This is a genomic window from Roseomonas sp. CCTCC AB2023176, assembly GCF_042259275.1.
Lineage (GTDB): Bacteria > Pseudomonadota > Alphaproteobacteria > Acetobacterales > Acetobacteraceae > Roseomonas.
Genome location: NZ_CP170086.1, coordinates 179,009 through 196,642 on the forward strand (window position 1 = coordinate 179,009; position 17,634 = coordinate 196,642).

Genomic DNA, 17,634 nt, shown 5'->3' on the forward strand with positions numbered 1-17,634 from the left:
CTGCGTGTGGCCTCGATTATGCTGAAGGAGCTGCATCGCCGCGGCGCTATCGAGATGACGACACTTAAGCAACGCGTTATTAAGCGCATCGGCGCAAATGGAGAGATGATGTTCCTGCCGGCGCTGAGCTTTCTCTTTCTGCTTGGGCGCGTCGAGTACCACATCCAAAATGATACACTCGAATATCTGTCTGAATAATGCAAATAAGCCGAGTCTACTCCAATAAGTCAGAAATCTTCGATCCAATCGACTTCAATGTCCGCGCGGATGCCTCGCGTCTCAATGTTATCATCGGCGAGGTGCGAAGGCCAACCGATCGCAAACGCGACTCGCATAACCTTGGCAAGACGACGCTACTGCACCTAATTGATTTTCTTATGTTGCGCGGCATGTCGCCTGAGTTCTTCCTTGCTAAGCGTAAGGAGCGCTTTGGCGGCTTTGTATTCTTCCTCGAGATTGCGCTGAACGCCGGCGACTTCGCAACGGTTCGCCGGTCCGTCGAAGAGCCATCTGAGATTTGGATGACGCGCCACGCAGATGGAGGTCGGGATTTCTCGGACGCCCCGGATGACATATGGGGCCATCGCGCCTTGGGCTTCGAAGCGGCACGCGAGTTGCTCGACGCATGGCTCGATTTGCGTATCCTCAAGCCCTATGATTACCGCAAGGCGATTACATATTTCCTGCGTTCGCAGGACGATTGGAGCGATGAGCTACAGCTTCGCAAGTTTATGCAGGGTAAGGACTCGGCCTGGAAGCCGTTTGTCGCGCATCTGTTCGGGTTCAACAATAACATATTCGTACGCAAATACGAGTTGGACGAGCAGATCGACTCGGTCAATCAGAAGCTGCGGGAGCAGCAGACAGAGGTACAGTTTAAGGAGGATGACCTTCCTGCCCTAATGGCCGAGATGAGTGCCTTAAAACAGGAGATCGACAGCATCTCCACCCAGCTCGATGCCTTCCAGTTCGATGCGGAAGAGCGTCGCCTGATGGAAGATTTAGTGAATGGTATTGAGGCGGAAATCTCAGATATTAATGGTGAGCTGTATGATGTCCGATATGATATCCGGCAGATTACTGCCGCACTCGATCATCAAGATAAATTCGACCTCAGGGAAATCGCTCAAGTTTTCGAAGAGACAAAACTTCATTTTCCCGATGCACTAAAGCGGAAATATGAGGAGCTCATCGCGTTCAACAAGAAGGTGACGCATGAGCGCGACGTGGCGCTGCGCAGCCGTCGCCGTGAGCTCGAGAGCCGCGCAGAGGAGTTGCAGGCGAGACGCGAGGTGCTGGACGCAGACCGCCAGCGCAGCCTTGCGACCCTACGCACCACAGACACCTTCGCCAAGTTCAAGGAGTTGCAGAAGCTCCTTGGCGAGCGGCGAGCCCAGTTCATCTATCGGGACGAGCAACGCAAGAAGCTCGAACTCTTGGCGGAGACGGCCCGCCAGGTCCGGGAGCTTGAGCGCGAGCGTGGGCGCCTCGTCGATGAGCTTAAGGTTCTACTCAACAAGCAGACGCCGATCGTGGAGCGATTTCGCGGCATCTTTAACCAATACTGCCAGCATGTCCTGGATCATAACGGCCTGTTCTATTTCAAGCTCAACAGTAATCATAATTTGATTTATGAGATCGGTCTCGAGGAGAAAGGGCAGCTCGGTAAAGCATCCAGCCAGAGTGATGGCACGAGCTATAAGAAGCTGATTTCTGCGCTATTTGATCTCGCACTTCTTAAGGTTTACGAGGATGCTCCATTCTTCCATTTTGTTTATCATGATGGTGTGCTAGAAGCCCTCGATAATCGCAAAAAGGAAGCGCTTCTGAAGATAATAAGAGAGCAAATCGCTAGAGGAAAAACGCAGTATATTATGACGCTCATTGATGCCGATATGCCGCGTAATGCAGCTGGTAAGCGGCAGCCGTTTCTCAACGATGAAATTGTTCTGCGCTTACATGATGAAGGGGATACCGGGCGCTTGTTTAAAATCCCGGAGTTCTAGCGGCAGCGCTCCCGTGTTGCGGCGTCGTGGGAGTTTAACATGGCTGTGGCCTCTCGGTCAGGATAAGTCGGATGGAACAAGCGACCAAGAGTTTCAGACGGGCGGCGGGTCGTCAACCCGCCGACCTTGCCGCGGTCTCCTCGCGGGTAATGTACGTGCCCACTGACACGATCCGTATCTCAGCTTGAGCAATGATGGGTGAAGCTGAACGAACTGCTGCTTCTGGCCAATGCACGGCCAGAAGCTGCGACCGGGATGGGCGCACATCGGACCAGTTCCGGGGCGCTCGCAACGATGGCTGCCCGTCAGTCATGCAGCGTGCCCTGCAGCTCCCACTCCGAGGGGAGCGGCATAAGCAGCCGCGGCAGGTCCATTCCTTCCCCCTAACGTCCGTCGAGGATTGCCTCGACCATCTCGGGCGCCAGGAGCGTCAGCCGCAACAGCGACCCGAGATACCCCGCTCGATCAGCTCCGCCCGGGCCATCTCGCTGATCGAGCCATACCGCCCCTCGTCGAGCAGCCGCCGCCACCGGAACGTCCGGGCCAGCGCCGTCACCAGCGTCGGGTCAGGCGGCAAAAGCATTCGCGCGCGCGAGCCAGTGGTGGAGCGGGGTCAGTCCCGCCTTACCTCGAAGGTGCCCCGCGTGATGCTCGGCCGCATACCAAGTTCAGTGACCCGGCTGTAGAACGCGTTTCCGGCCAGCCTGTCGCCCGAGATCACCCCCTCCAGTTCCGTCGCGAACGGGTTCCGACCCATCATCAACGTGCCCGACGCGACAAGCCGGCCGTCTCGGAAGAGCCGGCCCGTGAGCTGTCCCGCACCGATGAGACCGCCGAAGGCGTCGAACCGCACCACCACCGCATCCGCAGAGCCCGTGCGCGTCACGACGAGGCGGAGCCCGCCGGAACGGCCGAGCGTCTCGTTGTAGGTCGTCCCGCGGAAGGTCTCCCGGGTCGCCACGGACGTCAGGCTATCCGACTCCGGCACCTCAGGCTCCGGGCGAGGAGGGACGTTGGGGGGACGCACAGCCACCATGGGACCGCCCTCTGTCGAGGGTCGTCCACGCGGGGCTGGGGGGGTCGCACGGGCGGCCTCCGCGGGTGCGGGCTGCGCGGGGGCGTGAGGGATGGGAGCGGAAGGTGGTCCACCTGGATCGGTCCAGGTGGTCGAACCCAGGGCGTTGCGGCCGGGTGCGGTCGGGCGTCCCTCGCCTGCGGCGTCGGACGGCGCGGACGAGAGGAGCCAGCCCGCCAGCGCGACGGCGAGGAAACCTGGCGGCAAGATCCGCCCACCGACGACATACGGCTCGGATGGAGTTGTGGCGGTGGCGGCCCTGACCTGCTTCACGTCCCGCTCCCGCGCCGGGTGGCGAACCGGCCGGCACCGTCGGAGCCGTACCTCCCTCCTGAACGCGTCTGCGACAGGATGGTCACAGGCTGACCAGCGAGCCGTGACGCGAGGCAGCCTAGCCCCTTGCTCCCGCCGAACGGTGGTCAGCCCACTCGATTGGGAAGGGCTTCAGCAGCCGCGGCAGGTTCAGCTCCTCGGCCTGCCGCCCATCCAGGATCACCTCGACGATCACCGGCGCGAGCAGGGTCAGCCGCAGGAGCGACCCGAGATACCCGCGCTCGATCCGCTCCGCCCGGGCCATCTCACTGATCGAGGCGTAGCGCCCCTCGTCCAGCAGCCGCTGGTACCGGAACGCCCGGGCGAGTGCCTTCACGAGCGCCGGGTCCGCACGCGTCGATATCGCGGTGGTGTTGCCCTCGTCTCGCACCGGCGTGACCACCGTCTTGCGCCCGGGCCGACGCCGGAAGCCCAGCGGCACCCGGACCGTGATGCTCTGCCGGTGGGCGCTCATGCGGCCGCCCTCGGCTCGTCAGCAGCGGGTCGGGCCATCTCCCGCGCCAGCCCCGCGAGACCGTCCACCCGCAGCCGGATGTCCGCGCCGGCGCTGGAGACGGTCACCCGCTCCACGAGCGCCCGCACGATCCGCCCCTGCTCCGCGGGGAACAGCTCGTCCCATAGCGGATCCAAGTGCTGCAGCGCGCCCCGGACCTCGTGCTCGGTCAAGTTGGGATCGTCGCCCCGCGCCGCGAGCCAGGTGCCCGCGACGATCTCCGGCTGGCGCAGCAGGTTCCGTACTTGGTCCAGGACCACCCGCTCGATCTGCTCCGCGGAGACGCGTCGGACCAGTGTTGATTCCTCCACGTCCGCGTCGCCCTTCAGCACGCGTTGCGCGACGTAGTACCGGTACAGGCGCCCCCGCTTCCTGGTGTGCGTCGGCGACAGTGCCCGCCCGTCGGTCCCGAACAGCAACCCCCTGAGCAGCGCCGGCTCGTGCTGCCGGTTCGCGGCTGAACGCGCGCGCGGGCTGACCTGCAAGATCGCGTGCGCTCGGTCCCAGAGATCTTGGCCGACAATCGCCTCGTGCTCGCCCGGATAGACCTGCCCCTTGTGCACCACCTCGCCCCGGTAGGTCCGATTGTTCAGGAGCTTGTAGACGTCCCCCTTGTCGAGGGGACGGCCGGAGCGGGCGGTGGTGCCCTGGGCCTGCAGCCGCCGCGCGGTGTCGACGCCCGAGGCCGTCTCGGCGAAGAGGGCGAACACGCGCCGGACCCGGGCGGCCTCGTCCGGATGGGGAACGAGCTTGCGGTCCCGCACCTCGTACCCGAGCGGCACCTTGCCCCCCATCCACATGCCCCTGGCGCGCGAGGCGGCGAACTTGTCCCGGATCCGCTCCCCGATCACCTCCCGCTCGAACTGCGCGAAGCTGAGGAGGACGTTCAGCGTGAGCCGCCCCATGCTCGTCGTCGTGGAGAAGCTCTGGGTCACCGAGACGAAGGTCACCCCGTGCGCCTCGAAGGTCTCGACCAAGCGGGCAAAGTCCATCAGCGACCGGCTCAGGCGGTCGATCTTGTAGACCACGATCACGTCCACCCGCCCCGCCTCGACGTCCCGCAGGAGGCGCTGCAGGGCAGGGCGCTCGAGGGTGCCGCCCGAAAAGCCCCCGTCGTCGTAGCGGTCGCGGAGGAGGACCCACCCTTCCTGACGCTGGGAGGCGACGTAGGCCTCGCAGGCGTCCCGCTGGGCATCGAGGGTGTTGAACTCCCGCTCCAGCCCCTCCTCCGTGCTCTTCCGGGTGTAGACGGCACACCGGAGCTTCCTCACAGTCGCCGGCATCGCGCCGACCGCCGCGGCTCCCCTCCCGTGCCTCATGCTCCGGCTCCCCGCAGCCCGAAGAAGGTCCACCCGTTCCAGCGCGTGCCCGTGATGTGCCGCGCCACCGCCGAGAGCGAGCGGTACGGCCGGCCCTCGTACTCGAAGTCGTCCGGCCGGACGGTCACGACGTGCTCCACCCCCTGCCACTCCCGCACCAGCCGCGTCCCCGGCAGCGGCCGGCTGTCGGCCCGGATGCGCCGGAGCACGACGTTGCCCCCGTCCAGCCGCTCCCCGAGCGCCTCCAGGCGGGCCCGGGTCTCGGGGCGCAGACCTCCGTAGGCGAGCTCCTGAATCCGGTAGGCCAGCCGGCTCTCGATGTAGCTCCGGCTGAAGGGCGGCGGCTCCTTGCCGAACAGGGTCCGCCACTGCGCCTTCAGGTCGCCGATCGGCGTGGTCCGGAGCGCGGCCAGGCGGGCCAGCACCTCGTGGCGGGGGATGGTGGGGAATGCGGGAAGGGGAGGTGCAATCTCCTCCCCGACCGGCGTGCTCTTGGCGGTTCTCGTCATGCGGCCCTCCGAGTTGGACGACCGCGACCACCGCTCCGTTCGCGCCGGAAGTGTAGCGAACTCTCTCCGGCAGCCCCGACCGCATCCGCCTCTCGGGCCGCGTCGCGGGCGAAGTTCTCGGCGGTGTGGGCACGGAGCCGCAGCAGCCCCGCCGCGAGCAGGGTGCACACCTCTCGCAGGTGCGGGGGGAGATGGATCAGGGGGTCGGGCTTGGGGGTGATAGTCGCCATGGTTCGGAGGCGAGAATGGCGGGGCGGTCCCCAGACCAACACGGAAAACAATCTGAGATCGGGGAGGCTAGAAGGAATGAGTAGTAAAGCGTGGGCCATTCAGTCCTAATTCGCCTCGGCCTGTCCTTGCCAGGCCGATTCGCAGCCCCCGATGCGACCGAGGTTCCATGCCCACCATCGCCCAGTTCCTTCGCTCCACTCCACCCGCCTCCCTTCGCAGCTATTTCGATGCCGCCGCTCCCCTCCCGCCCGAGATCCCCTGGGACGGCCCCGGCCACGCGGTCGTCGCGCCGCTGCTGCGTGCCGTCGACGCCCTCGAGCACGAGCTGCGGGACAAGGTCATCACCGACGCCGAGCGCGTCGGCGCCATGGCCGACGAGCCAGGTCAGGCCGCGCTGTATTCCGTCGCGGCCTCCCGCGCCGTGCTCGACGACCTCGAGAACGGCCACGCCCGAGCCCTCTGGATGTTCCAGCACGACCTCACCGCCTTCCAGCATGCCGAGGAGGTCCGCTTCGCCGACGACAAGCGCTACGGCCGCCTCTGGGAAGGCTTCGTGCTGCAGCCCGATTGCAGCGTCGCCCGCGACGGCGCGCCATTGCTCGCCTTCGAGAAGGCCATCGCCGAGCGCTTCGCTAGCCGTCACGTCCATGTCGAGATCTGCGACCGCGCCCGCCCCGTGCTCGGTGCCGACGATGCCGCCCTCGTGCAGGTCGCGATCTACCGGGAGGGCCGCGCCGGCGACATCCGCGAGTTCGTCGGAGGCAAGCTCGACCGCCGGGCGATGCGCCCGGTGATCGAGGCGGCACTGACCTACGAGCCGGACAGCGGCACCGTCGAGGTGGTCGCCAACGCCGCGGAGACGCGCGAGGAGCTGGTCCGACTGTTCGCCGAGCACCTGCTCGGAAGCCTGTTTCTCGGCGATCGCCTGCGCGTGCGGCAGTACAGCCTACAGCCGCTGCGCGAGCCCTTCACCTTCCCGACGGATCCCGAGGACGGCATCGAAGGAGTGCGGGTCGGGCTGCTGCGGCTCATGCCCTACGACAGCGGTGCCGAGCGGCTCACGCTGGAGTGTCGGCGCGGGACGGACCGCAGCATCTGGGAGATGGCGGAGGAGCGGCTGCGCGATCAGGGGCGGCGCATCGAGAACTACCTCATCGTCCAGGCGCAGTTCACCATCACCTTCCGGGGCACTCCCGGCCGTCGCGGCAAGCGCACCCTGCCGGTGCGCATCTCCATGCCGAAGGGCTGTGACCTGAAGGACCGGACGGAACGCGAGCGCCTCGTCGGCGAGAAGTACCTTCGGCGTTGGGGACTGTTGCGGGACCTGTGACGTGCCGGTGTCGGCGGCCCTGACGCCGGGGGCCGTCGATCTGCTTCTCACCCTCATGGAGCAGCGAGACCCGCACCTGTCGGCCGCCGCGGCGGCGATGCGGGAGCAGGAAGCCGGGCTCCTGGTCGGGGCAGGGTTTCTGATGCCGGACGGGCACGAAGACGCGGCCGTGGCGCCGGGCGATGACGAGGACGTCCCTGTGTCGCTGTTCTGGTCGGACACGCTCGGCGGCCTCGCGGCGTTCAGCCCGACGGCAGGCCCGGTCCTTGTCCCGTCCGAGCGGCTTTTGCGGCAGAGGGTCGCGATGCCGGCGCTCCTGGCCGCCGTGACCGCGGACCTCGACGTCCTGACAGCGGGACCGCCGCACGAGCGGGTGGAAGGGCACGCCTGGGAACTCGGCGAGATCCGGCTCGGTCGGCAGCCGCAGCGCAATCCCCTCTGGTTCGCGCGGCGCCTCGGCGACCGGGCGGTGCAGCGACAGGTCCAGGCGGCCCTCACCACCCGGATGCACCCCCGCCTGTGCCTGCTGCTGACGAGCACACGGGCTGACCGGCTCGACGGACTAGACCTTCCCGGAGCGTCGGTGATCTCGCTGCGCGACGTCCTCGTCGCGCCGCACGGCCTTGCCGTGTCGAGCGACATCCTCGTAGCGACGTTCGGCGGCATCCCGACGCGCGACGCCGGTCGGCCGGTCGCGCTCTCGCCGGACGGACGCACCCTGACGATCAACGGCGAGCAGCGGTTCACCTTCACCTCGCCGCGGCAGGTCGCCGCGATCCGCGCCCTTGTCGACGCCTACCAGGAGGAACGCGGCCTTCCTGTCGGCGAACTCACCCATCTCGGTGGCCCCGACCGCCTGTTCGGCGCCAAGCGCTGGAAGGAGTTGAAGGCCTAAATCCAAACCCGCGGAGGACTGTGGCGCATCGTGCCCTGACGAATTTCTGGCGATCCTTCTGGAATCCTTCTGGGGACCTTCTGGCGCCCCCTCCCCGACCTTCCCCGCAGTCATTCACCCGACCGCGAGAAACACGACGATGTCCCCCGTCCTCTACCGTCAGGCCACCCTGGCAAAGCGCTGGGGCATCAGCCCCCGCACGCTCGAGCGCTGGCGCTGGCTCGGCCAAGGTCCGGCCTATCTCAAGATCGGCGGCTCCGTTGCCTACCGCGAGGACGACGTCCTCGCCTACGAGGCGGCCCAGCGCCGCGTCGCGACCGCCGAGACCGAGCGCCACCTCAGCGGCCCCGACCGCTTCGCGCGCGGGATCCCGGGGTGATGGACGGCGCAACGCCACCACTGCCCGAAGTCACCTGCACCTTCGGCCACTACACCCAGACCGGGCCGTGGACGGACCGGCGCACCATGCCGTGGGCCGACCTCGCCCGGCTGCTAACGACGCACGAAGTCGGGGCCAAGGAGGGGACCGGGATCGTGCCCGCCACCTTCAGCGGCACGCGGCGGCACAAGAACGACGCAGCGCGGATCGAGGTCGTGCTGCTCGACAGCGACTGCGGCCACACGCTCGACGAGATCGGCGCCGCCCTCGCCCGCCGAGGCTGGGCCACCGCCATCGCCTCGACCCACTCCCACCTCACGACCCGCACGACGGTGCGCCGCGGCAACTGGGACCGGTTCCTTCGGGACGCGCCCGAGGACGCAGCGACGCCCAAGGCCTTCCTCCTCGCCAAGGGCATGCTCCCGCATGTGGCCGAGAACGCCAGGATCGCGGACGAGGGCGACGAGCAGGTCGTGCTCGGTCACGCGCCCTGCCCAAAGTTCCGCATCGCCTTGCCCCTGCTGCGGCCGTGGGTTGCTGCGGGCTACGATGACCAGGGGGCGGCGAACGCTGCCTGGCGGGAGCGGATCGAGGCGCTGGCTGCGGCGCTCGGGCTGGAACACGACCAGGCCTGCACCGACACCTCGCGCCTGTTCTTTCTGCCCCGCCGCCCCGCCGACGGGCCCGCGCCGGAGACGGCGCTCCTCGACGGTGCGGCCTGCGACCTGTTCGGGCTGCCCGCCCGGCCGCGACCCGGCCGCACCACCGAGGAGCACGGAGCACGCAGGCAGCGCCGTCGAACAGGGCCTGCCGGCGACATCCTCTCCCACGTCGATGGCGAGACCGGCGAGGAGATCGACCTCCGGGCCTGGGCGCGGGAGCATGCCGGTCGCTTCGAGATCGTGACCGCCCTCCGCGCCCGCTCGCCGCGGGTGCTCCACGGCCGCGTGGCGGGTGCCCGACACCACCTCCGCTGCGTCAACGAGGCCGCGCACACCCAGGCCGGCGACGATCTCGCCACCTTCGCCGTGAACGCGAGCGAGAGCAGCAGCCGGGGCTTCGTGGTCCACTTCCGGCATGCCCACTGCGATGGCCGGGATCGCCTGCTCTTCCTGCAGGGGATGCTCGCCGCGGGCTGGCTCACGGTAGAGGATCTGACCAATCCGACGTATCTCGCCGCGGCCGACAAGGGACGCCCCCTGATCCGCGTCGCGGGAGGTACGATCCCGCGTGTCGTCGACGCGGCCGAGAAGGCCCTGCTGCGCGCCGAGCTCGGGCTCTACCAGAGGGGACCGTTCATCGTGCGACCTGGCACCGTCATGGTTCGCACCGCCGCTGAGCACGAGGTCACCGCGCGCCGCATCTTCGAGGTTGAGGAGCACGCCCTCGCCGAGGCCATGACCCAGGCCGCCGACTGGGAGAAGTTCGACGCGCGGTCCGAGAACTGGATCCCGATCGACGCCCCGGTGAAGGTCGCCACCACCTACCGGCAGCGCAAGGGACGCTGGCGCCTGCCAGTGCTGACCGGGCTCATCAACGCACCCACCCTTCGCGCCGACGGCTCGCTCCTCGCGGCCTCCGGCTACGACCCGGTCACCGGTCTCCTGCTGGAGACGGGCGCGACCCGCTTTCCACCGATCCCCGCGGAGCCGAGCTGGGACGAGGCGCGCGAGGCCATCTCCATCCTGCTCGGCCTGATCGAGACCTTTCCTTTCGTATCGGACGCTGACCGCTCCGTCGCTCTCGCCACCATCCTGACCGGATGCATCCGTCGTGCCCTGCCGACGGCCCCGCTACACGCCTTCACGGCGCCGGTCATGGGCTCGGGCAAATCCAAGCTCGTAGACCTCGCCTGCCTCGTCGCCACCGGCCGCGAGGCGGCCGTCATGTCCCAGGGCAAGACCGAAGAGGAGTTCGAGAAGCGCATCGGCTCCCTCCTGCTCGCCGGCGAGACCGTCATTCCCATCGACAACTGCGAGGCGCCGCTCGGCGGCGAGTTCCTTTGCACCGTCCTCACCCAGACGACCGCCCGTACCCGGCTTCTCGGCCGGTCCGAAACCCCGGAGCTCCCAACCAACGCCCTCATCACCGCCACCGGGAACAACCTCGTCCTCATCGGCGACATGACCCGCCGGGCCGTCATCTGCCGCTTGGATCCGGGATGCGAGCGGCCGGAGTTGCGGCGTTTCGCGCAGGATCCGGTCGCCCAGGTCCGCGCGGACCGCGCCCGCTACCTCGTCGCTGCGCTGACGGCTCTGCGCGCCTTCCACGTCGCTGGGTGTCCGCAACAGCGCGATCCTCTCGGCTCGTTCGAGACATGGAGCCGCGTTGTGCGCGACGCGATGGTCTGGCTCGATCTCGCCGATCCGGTGGACACGATGGAGTCGATCCGTGGCGCCGACCCGACCCTGGATGCGCTGACTGCGGTCATGACGCACTGGGGCGAGGTGCTCGGCAGCCAGAAGGTCGTGGTGCGCGAGATCATCGAGGCTGCGACAGATCAGGTCACTGTGACCGCGTTGGGAGCGCTGCCGCCGGCGCGCCTAGCCTTCCGGCATCCTGACTTCCGGGAAGCGCTGCTTGCGGTCGCCGGCGACGGAGGGGCGATCAACGGCCGGCGTCTCGGTAAGTGGCTCGCTGCGCAGGACGGGCGGATCGTCGGGGGACGGCGGTTCAAGAAGCGTGGCCTCAGCGCTGGGAACCAGCAGTGGCAATTGGAGGCCGTGGTGTCCGAGCAGCGGGAGGCCGCGTGATTGGTGGGTTTGGTGGATTTAGGTGGATGTCGCGCCACTACCCCGCGAGAACTGTCGGAGCTTCCACTTCACCTCCATGCATGTATCTGTACACGTGACAGTTTACGTAGGGGTCTGCCGGTAAACCCACCTGAACCCACCAAACCCACCAAGGCTGACCAGTAGCAGCGCGCGTCGGAGCCGTTGCCGCCGGCGAGACCGCCACACTGAACCACATCGAGCGCAAACAAAGGAAGTCGCGCGTAGACGTGTCATCTCCCGCCGGTGGTGCCCGCCGTCGTAATCTGCATCGTGCTCCGCAGGACCCTGGGATGACCGAGACCGCCTTCCTCGCGACGAGCACCGCACCCTTCCCGTCCTACAACGGCGCGCGCTGATGCCGCAGCCCCCGTACGTGCCGACCGAAGAGCAACGGCGCGTCGTCAAGACGATGGCCGCCTTCGGGATCCCGCAGCCCGACATCGCCCGCGTCGTCGGCTGTTCCGACCGCACGCTCCGGAAGGTCTACCGCCACGAGCTCGACACCGCTGCGACCGAGGCCAACGCCCGGGTCGCCCAGTGTCTCTTCCAGCAGGCCACCACCCCCGGCAACGTCGCTGCCTCGATCTTCTGGCTCAAGGCCCGCGCCGGTTGGCGCGAGAAGCAGGTCCATGAGGTCTCGGGCCCCGACGGCCGGCCGCTCGAGCAGCCCCAGATCAAGGTCATCATCCGCGACATCGTCGACCCCCGCCCCGACGGCGTGCCGCTCATCCCCGCCGCCGCGCGCCGCCTCCCCGATCCGCGCGAGGGAGCGAGGCCGCTCACGATCAGCGTGCCGCGTCGCCATGAGGGAGGGGAGGCATGACCGGCTGCCCCAACTTTCCGCCCTACAAGCCGATGCGGGTCGCCGACCTCGTCCCCTACGCGCGCAACGCCCGCACCCACTCCCCCGCCCAGGTGGCCCAGATCGCCGCCTCCATCCGCGAGTTCGGCTGGACTAACCCCGTGCTCGTGGACGGCGAGCGCGGCGTCATCGCCGGCCATGGCCGCCTCCTTGCTGCGCGGCAGCTCGGGATGGAGGAGGTGCCCACCCTCCAACTCGCCCACCTCACCCCCGCCCAGCGCCGGGCCTACGTCCTCGCCGACAACCGCCTCGCCCTCTCGGCGGGATGGGACGAGGAGATGCTCCGTCTCGAGCTGACGGAGCTTGGCGATCTCGGCTTCGACCTCGGCCTGACGGGGTTCGGCGAGGAGGAGATCACCTCCCTCCTGGCGCTGCCCACGACGGGGCTCACCGACCCCGACGAGATCCCTCCCCCGCCCGAGACGCCCGTCTCCCACCCCGGCGACGTCTGGTTCCTCGGCCGCCACCGCCTCGTCTGTGGCGACTGCACCGACCCGGCCGTCGTCGAGGCGGCGCTGGGCGGGGTCAGGCCGCACCTCATGGTGACGGACCCGCCCTACGGCGTGGCGTACGACCCGGCCTGGCGCAACGGGGCACTGGAGGGCAGCAAGACCGCGCGCACGGGGAAAGTCTTGAACGACCACCGCGCCGACTGGCGCGAGGCCTGGGCGCTGTTCCCCGGCGACGTCGCCTACGTCTGGCATGGCGCCCTGCACGCGGCGACCGTCGCCGAGAGCCTTACCGCGTGTGGGTTCCAGATCAGGGCGCAGATCGTGTGGGCCAAGGAGCGCCTCGTCCTCGGGCGCGGCAATTACCATTGGCAGCATGAGCCGTGTTGGTACGCGGTCCGCGACGGCGCGAAGGGCCATTGGTCGGGGGATCGGAAGCAGACGACCCTGTGGCAGATCGCGACGCGGGGCCAGGACACTGACACGGTCCACGGCACCCAAAAGCCGGTCGCCTGCATGCAGCGGCCGATCGAGAACAACTCCTCCCCGGGCCAGGCGGTGTACGAGCCGTTCTCGGGGTCGGGCACCACGATCATTGCCGCCGAACAGTCGGGCCGCGCGTGCCACGCCGTCGAGCTATCGCCGGCCTACGTCGACATCGCCCTCCTGCGCTGGGCGGCGTTCACGGGCGGGACGGCGCGCCTTGAGGCGACGGGGGCGACCTACGCCGAGGTTGCGGCGGAGCGGGCCATGGCCGGCGCACATGCCGCGGACGCACTGGCGTGAGCCAGGGTGTCCCCTTCGAGCCGACGGAGGAGCAGCGCCGGACGGTTCGCGCGATGTCGGGCTACGGCGTGCCGCAGGACGACATCGCGACGCTCCTCGAGGTCTCACCGAAAACGCTGCGGAAGCACTTCGGACGCGAGTTGGAGCGAGGCTCGATCGAGGCCACCGCCAAGGTCGGGCAGTCGCTGTTCCGGATGGCCACCGAGGGCGGCTCCGTTGCCGCCGCGATCTTCTGGATGAAGGCACGTGCCGGCTGGCGTGAGAAGCAGGCCCCGGGTGGGTCGGAGGACGCCGCCGGCGCGATCGACGCCGCCGACGTACGCGGGCGCATTGCCGGGCGCCTTGCAGGCCTCGCTCGCCCGCTCCCGGACGACCCCCACGAGGCCGCGCGCGTCTACCGCCAGGTCATCGAGGGCCGGGCCGAGTGATCGACGACGAGCACAGCCTTCCGGCCGTGCTCGCGCAAACGCTCACTCCGCGTCAGACGTCAGCCTTCGAGATGTCGTAGGTGACGTGACCGGTCGTCGTCGACTTGAACTTGTCGTCGATGTTCAGGTACTCGCTGTCGATCGCCGCGTAGGAGAAGGACGCGGAGATGGCCGGCCGCTCGCCGCCGCTCGAGAGCGAGTAGGAGGAGATCAGCACGCGCTCCAGCTTGTACTTCTGGAAGGCGACGTGCTTGCCCTTGCCGTCGGTCTGCGTGATGTGGATCTCGACCTTCTTCGCCTCGCCGCCGATCGCCTCCTTCAGCATGAGCTGGTCGAAGCTGTCCATCGACTTCGTGATGACGAACTCGGAGAGCGACGGGGCCGAGGCCTCACGCTTGGAGCCGCCGCCGGAGCCGATGGAGACTCCGCGGCCGACGCCGAACTGGAGGCTGCCGGCCTCGACCCACTTCTCGTAGCCCACTGCCGTGACCTCGCCGTTGAGGCCTTCGTACTTGAAGAAAATCGCCATGGTCTGATCTCCTCGGACTGGTGTGTCTGAAGGCGATATACCCGGCCCGCGCCTTGGGGCTGTGTCGTCGTGCGCCGCGGTGTGTCACGCGTGTCATGATGCTCAGGTCAGGCCAGTAGCAACCTGAAGCCGGCACCCTCCCTCCGTGACCCTGTTCAACACCGACCAACGACCGTTGCTCGGTCGTGAACAGCCCCCCGGCTCTGGGACAGAGGCGTCGGGGTCGCGGTAGAAGGTTCGTTCAGCGACCAGAACAGCCGATCTGCCGGCGCAAGCGTCTGCTCGGAAGCGGACGCGGGAACGCGTTCGATCACCACATGGAGGGGTGGGCGCGAGGACGACTGGGGCAGGCCCGCCCCAGCGTGAGACACCGGGCTGACCGCGTGTAACGATGTCCGTGAGTGCCCTCGTGGCTGAACTGGCCCGAACGTCGGACGAACCCTCGCTGTTGCCGTTCTGCCGGCCGACACGGGAGCCGTGCCACCGCGCCCCACTGTGTTCAGGGCGCCATCCTCGACGCTGTAAGAGCCGGGTGCCGCCGCCCCGTGCTGGACAGGCCGCGACGGCACCACGCAAGGTTGCTCACCCGATCCGAGCCGCGTGGGGCGGTTGTGGCGCGGGACTCTGAGCACACCTGACCCATGACTGGCATCCCGGGCGTCATTGACCTCGCCTCGATCACGAGCGACACGCGCGCCATCCGCGTGGACGGCGCGGCGGCTGGTGATTTCAGCGGCGTCTCCGTCGCCTCCGCGGGCGACGTGAATGGCGACGGCTACGCCGACCTGATCGTGGGGGCGTACGGCGCAGACCCATCGGGACGAAGCGGCGCCGGCAGCAGCTACGTTCTGTTCGGCAAGGCGGCCGGCTTCGCCGACGTGGACCTCGCGAGCCTCTCGGCGGTGGACGGCTTCCGCGTGGACGGGGAAGCGACGGGTGACTTCAGCGGCCGGCCCGTGGCCTCCGCAGGCGACCTGAACGGCGACGGCTACGCCGACCTCATTATTGGGGCCTACAACGCCGGCCCGTCCGAGCGCCCGTTCGCGGGAAGTAGCTACGTGCTGCTCGGCAAGGCGGCCGGCTTCGCGGACGTGGACCTCGCAAGCCTCTCGACCGCGGACGGCTTCCGGGTGGACGGGGCCACGGCGGGCGACAACAGCGGCTACTCCGTCGCGTCGGCGGGCGACGTGAATGGCGACGGCTACGCCGACCTGATCGTGGGGGCTTACAGCGCAGATCCATTGGGACGAAGCGGCGCCGGCAGCAGCTACGTCCTGTTCGGAAAGGCGGGCGGCTTCAGCAACGTGGACCTCTCGAGCCTTTCGGCGGTGGACGGCTTCCGGGTGGACGGGGCCGCGGCGGGCGACAACAGCGGTAACTCCGTCGCCTCCGCGGGCGACGTGAACGGCGACGGTTGCGCCGACCTCGTCATCGGGGCCTACAACGCCGGCCCGTCCGGGCGCGCGTTCGCGGGTAGCAGCTACGTGCTGTTCGGCAAGGCGGCTGGCTTTAGCAATGTGGACCTCGCGAGCCTCTCGGCCGCGGACGGCTTCCGCGTTGATGGGGCGATGGGGGACCTCAGCGGCTCCTCCATCGCGTCGGCAAGTGACTTCAGCGGCTACTCTGTCGCATCGGCGGGCGACGTGAACGGCGACGGCTACGATGACCTTGTCATCGGCGCCTTCAACGCCCGCCCGTTCGCGCGCGCGAGTGCGGGCAGCAGCTACGTCCTGTTCGGCAAGGCGGACGGTTTTGCGGACGTGGACCTCGCGAGCCTCTCGGCCGCGGACGGCTTCCGCATAGACGGCGCGGCGGCCGGTGATTTTAGCGGCGTCTCCGTCGCCTCCGCGGGCGACGTGAACGGCGACGGCTACGCCGACCTCGTCATCGGAGCTTACGCCGCCGACCCGTCCGGGCGTTCGTTTGCGGGCAGCAGCTACGTGCTGTTCGGCAAGGCGGGCGGCTTTAGCAACGTGGACCTCGCGAGCCTCTCGGCCGCGGACGGCTTCCGCGTGGACGGGGCATCGGGGGGTGATCTCAGCGGCCTCTCAGTTGCCTCCGCGGGCGACCTCGACGGCGACTCCTACGCCGACCTCGTGATCGGAGCTTATAACGCCGCCCCGTCAGGCCGCTCGGCCGCGGGCAGCAGCACGGTGATCTACGGCGAGCCGACCGCGGCGGTCTCGCGCACGGCGGGTGGATTCCGCTCGGCCGCCTTCGGAGGCGACTTCAGCGACACCCTCACCGGCACGGTTGCCGACGACCTCCTCGTCGGGCGCGACGGGGCCGACACCCTCACCGGGGGTGCGGGGGTGGACAGCCTCGCGGGCGGGGCGGGCGACGACACCTACGTCGTGGAGGACGCGGGCGACGTCGTGACGGAAGCGCCGGGCGGCGGCTTCGACGTCCTCTACGTGAGCGTGACCGCGACCCTGCCCGACAACGTCGAGGCGCTGGTTGTCATCGGAACCGCCGCGGTGAACCTGACGGGCGGCGCGGGCGACGACGTCCTCGTCGGGAACGAGGCGGCGAACGTCCTCGCGGGTGGGGCGGGGAACGACAACTACTCCGTCAACGGCAGCTTCGACACGATCGTGGAGGAGGCGGGCGGCGGGATCGACGCGGTCTATTCCACCGCCGACCTGACGCTGCCCGAGAACGTCGAGGTCCTCGTCCTCCTCGGCGCCGCGGTCTACGGCACGGGGAACGCGGGCGACAACGTCGTGCTCGGCAACGCGGCGGACAACATCCTCTCGGGCGGGGCGGGCTACGACGTGCTCGAGGGCGGGGCGGGCGCGGACATCCTCATCGGCGGCAACGGGCCCGACGCGCTGACGGGCGGGGCGGGCGCCGACCTGTTCCGCTTCGAGGGGCTGGCCGACGCCTTCGCGGGGGCGGTGAACACGGGCGACACCCTCCTCGACTTCACGCCGGGCGAGGACCGGATCCAGCTCAACGCGGCGGCCTTCGGGCTGACGGGCGTCGTGCCCGGGGTCACCTTCGTGTCCGCCGACGTGCCATTCGCCGCGACCACCGCGCCGACGCTCCTCTACAGCGGGGCGACAGGGGGGCTCTTCCACGACGCGAACGGGACGGAGGACGGCGGCCTCACCCTCCTCGCCACCCTCGTCGGACGACCCGCCCTCTCGGCCGCCGACTTCGCGTTCTACTGAACCGGCCAGGTGGTGAGGACGGAAGCCGAGTGACGGGGTGATCAGCTCCCGCCGGGCCGGTTC

16 protein-coding genes are annotated in these 17,634 nt (G+C 68.4%); 10 read left to right on the forward strand and 6 right to left on the reverse strand.

All coding sequences use genetic code 11. The features are described from left to right. The first annotated feature begins 18 nt into the window (after positions 1–18). Positions 19–198, forward strand: a complete 180-nt coding sequence (locus ACE7GA_RS00895) for an ABC-three component system middle component 8 (RefSeq protein WP_376094318.1) — start codon at positions 19–21, stop codon at positions 196–198. Beyond that, positions 198–2,006: a DUF2326 domain-containing protein gene (locus tag ACE7GA_RS00900; RefSeq protein ID WP_376094321.1), complete on the forward strand. Its 1,809-nt coding sequence runs from the start codon at positions 198–200 to the stop codon at positions 2,004–2,006. Before ACE7GA_RS00895 ends, ACE7GA_RS00900 begins: the two co-directional genes overlap by 1 nt. 430 nt (positions 2,007–2,436) lie before the next feature. On the opposite strand, the gene ACE7GA_RS00905 is transcribed toward ACE7GA_RS00900, so the two are convergent. From ACE7GA_RS00905 to ACE7GA_RS00925, 5 genes are all read right to left on the reverse strand, one after another. Further along, positions 2,437–2,589, reverse strand: coding sequence for a hypothetical protein (locus ACE7GA_RS00905; RefSeq protein WP_376094324.1), 153 nt, complete (start codon positions 2,587–2,589; stop codon positions 2,437–2,439). A 30-nt stretch (positions 2,590–2,619) separates the two neighbouring features. Further along, the gene (locus ACE7GA_RS00910) at positions 2,620–2,967 is read right to left on the reverse strand and encodes a hypothetical protein (RefSeq protein ID WP_376094327.1); all 348 of its coding nucleotides are present in this window, start codon (positions 2,965–2,967) and stop codon (positions 2,620–2,622) included. A 505-nt stretch (positions 2,968–3,472) separates the two neighbouring features. Next, positions 3,473–3,868, reverse strand: a complete 396-nt coding sequence (locus tag ACE7GA_RS00915; RefSeq protein ID WP_376094330.1) for a hypothetical protein — start codon at positions 3,866–3,868, stop codon at positions 3,473–3,475. Further along, positions 3,865–5,226, reverse strand: a complete 1,362-nt coding sequence (locus ACE7GA_RS00920) for a recombinase family protein (protein WP_376094333.1) — start codon at positions 5,224–5,226, stop codon at positions 3,865–3,867. The genes ACE7GA_RS00915 and ACE7GA_RS00920 overlap by 4 nt, the downstream gene beginning before the upstream one ends. Then, the gene (locus tag ACE7GA_RS00925; protein ID WP_376094336.1) at positions 5,223–5,735 is read right to left on the reverse strand and encodes a DUF2924 domain-containing protein; all 513 of its coding nucleotides are present in this window, start codon (positions 5,733–5,735) and stop codon (positions 5,223–5,225) included. The genes ACE7GA_RS00920 and ACE7GA_RS00925 overlap by 4 nt, the downstream gene beginning before the upstream one ends. Before the next feature lie 397 nt (positions 5,736–6,132). On the opposite strand from ACE7GA_RS00925, the gene ACE7GA_RS00930 reads away from it, so the two are divergent. The 7 genes from ACE7GA_RS00930 to ACE7GA_RS00960 all read left to right on the forward strand — a co-directional run bounded on the left by ACE7GA_RS00930 (position 6,133) and on the right by ACE7GA_RS00960 (position 13,869). Further along, complete coding sequence (locus ACE7GA_RS00930) at positions 6,133–7,296, forward strand: hypothetical protein (protein WP_376094339.1); 1,164 nt, start codon at positions 6,133–6,135, stop codon at positions 7,294–7,296. 7 nt (positions 7,297–7,303) lie between these two features. Beyond that, positions 7,304–8,191: a hypothetical protein gene (locus ACE7GA_RS00935; protein ID WP_376094342.1), complete on the forward strand. Its 888-nt coding sequence runs from the start codon at positions 7,304–7,306 to the stop codon at positions 8,189–8,191. A gap of 139 nt (positions 8,192–8,330) precedes the next feature. Next, positions 8,331–8,570, forward strand: a complete 240-nt coding sequence (locus tag ACE7GA_RS00940; protein ID WP_376094345.1) for a helix-turn-helix transcriptional regulator — start codon at positions 8,331–8,333, stop codon at positions 8,568–8,570. After that, positions 8,570–11,323 (forward strand): hypothetical protein, encoded by a 2,754-nt coding sequence (locus ACE7GA_RS00945; protein WP_376094348.1) that lies wholly within the window; start codon positions 8,570–8,572, stop codon positions 11,321–11,323. Before ACE7GA_RS00940 ends, ACE7GA_RS00945 begins: the two co-directional genes overlap by 1 nt. A gap of 376 nt (positions 11,324–11,699) precedes the next feature. After that, on the forward strand, positions 11,700–12,167 hold the full coding sequence (locus tag ACE7GA_RS00950; RefSeq protein ID WP_376094351.1) for a hypothetical protein: 468 nt from the start codon (positions 11,700–11,702) through the stop codon (positions 12,165–12,167). Next, positions 12,164–13,441 (forward strand): site-specific DNA-methyltransferase, encoded by a 1,278-nt coding sequence (locus ACE7GA_RS00955; RefSeq protein ID WP_376094354.1) that lies wholly within the window; start codon positions 12,164–12,166, stop codon positions 13,439–13,441. Before ACE7GA_RS00950 ends, ACE7GA_RS00955 begins: the two co-directional genes overlap by 4 nt. Then, complete coding sequence (locus ACE7GA_RS00960; protein WP_376094357.1) at positions 13,438–13,869, forward strand: hypothetical protein; 432 nt, start codon at positions 13,438–13,440, stop codon at positions 13,867–13,869. The genes ACE7GA_RS00955 and ACE7GA_RS00960 overlap by 4 nt, the downstream gene beginning before the upstream one ends. 52 nt (positions 13,870–13,921) lie before the next feature. On the opposite strand, the gene ACE7GA_RS00965 is transcribed toward ACE7GA_RS00960, so the two are convergent. Continuing rightward, positions 13,922–14,398 carry an Hcp family type VI secretion system effector gene (locus ACE7GA_RS00965; RefSeq protein WP_376094360.1) on the reverse strand — a complete coding sequence of 159 codons (477 nt, stop codon included), beginning with the start codon at positions 14,396–14,398 and terminating at the stop codon, positions 13,922–13,924. Positions 14,399–15,039: 641 nt separating this feature from the next. Here ACE7GA_RS00965 and ACE7GA_RS00970 point away from each other — a divergent pair. Next, on the forward strand, positions 15,040–17,571 hold the full coding sequence (locus ACE7GA_RS00970) for a hypothetical protein (RefSeq protein WP_376094363.1): 2,532 nt from the start codon (positions 15,040–15,042) through the stop codon (positions 17,569–17,571). Positions 17,572–17,634: the final 63 nt, after the last annotated feature.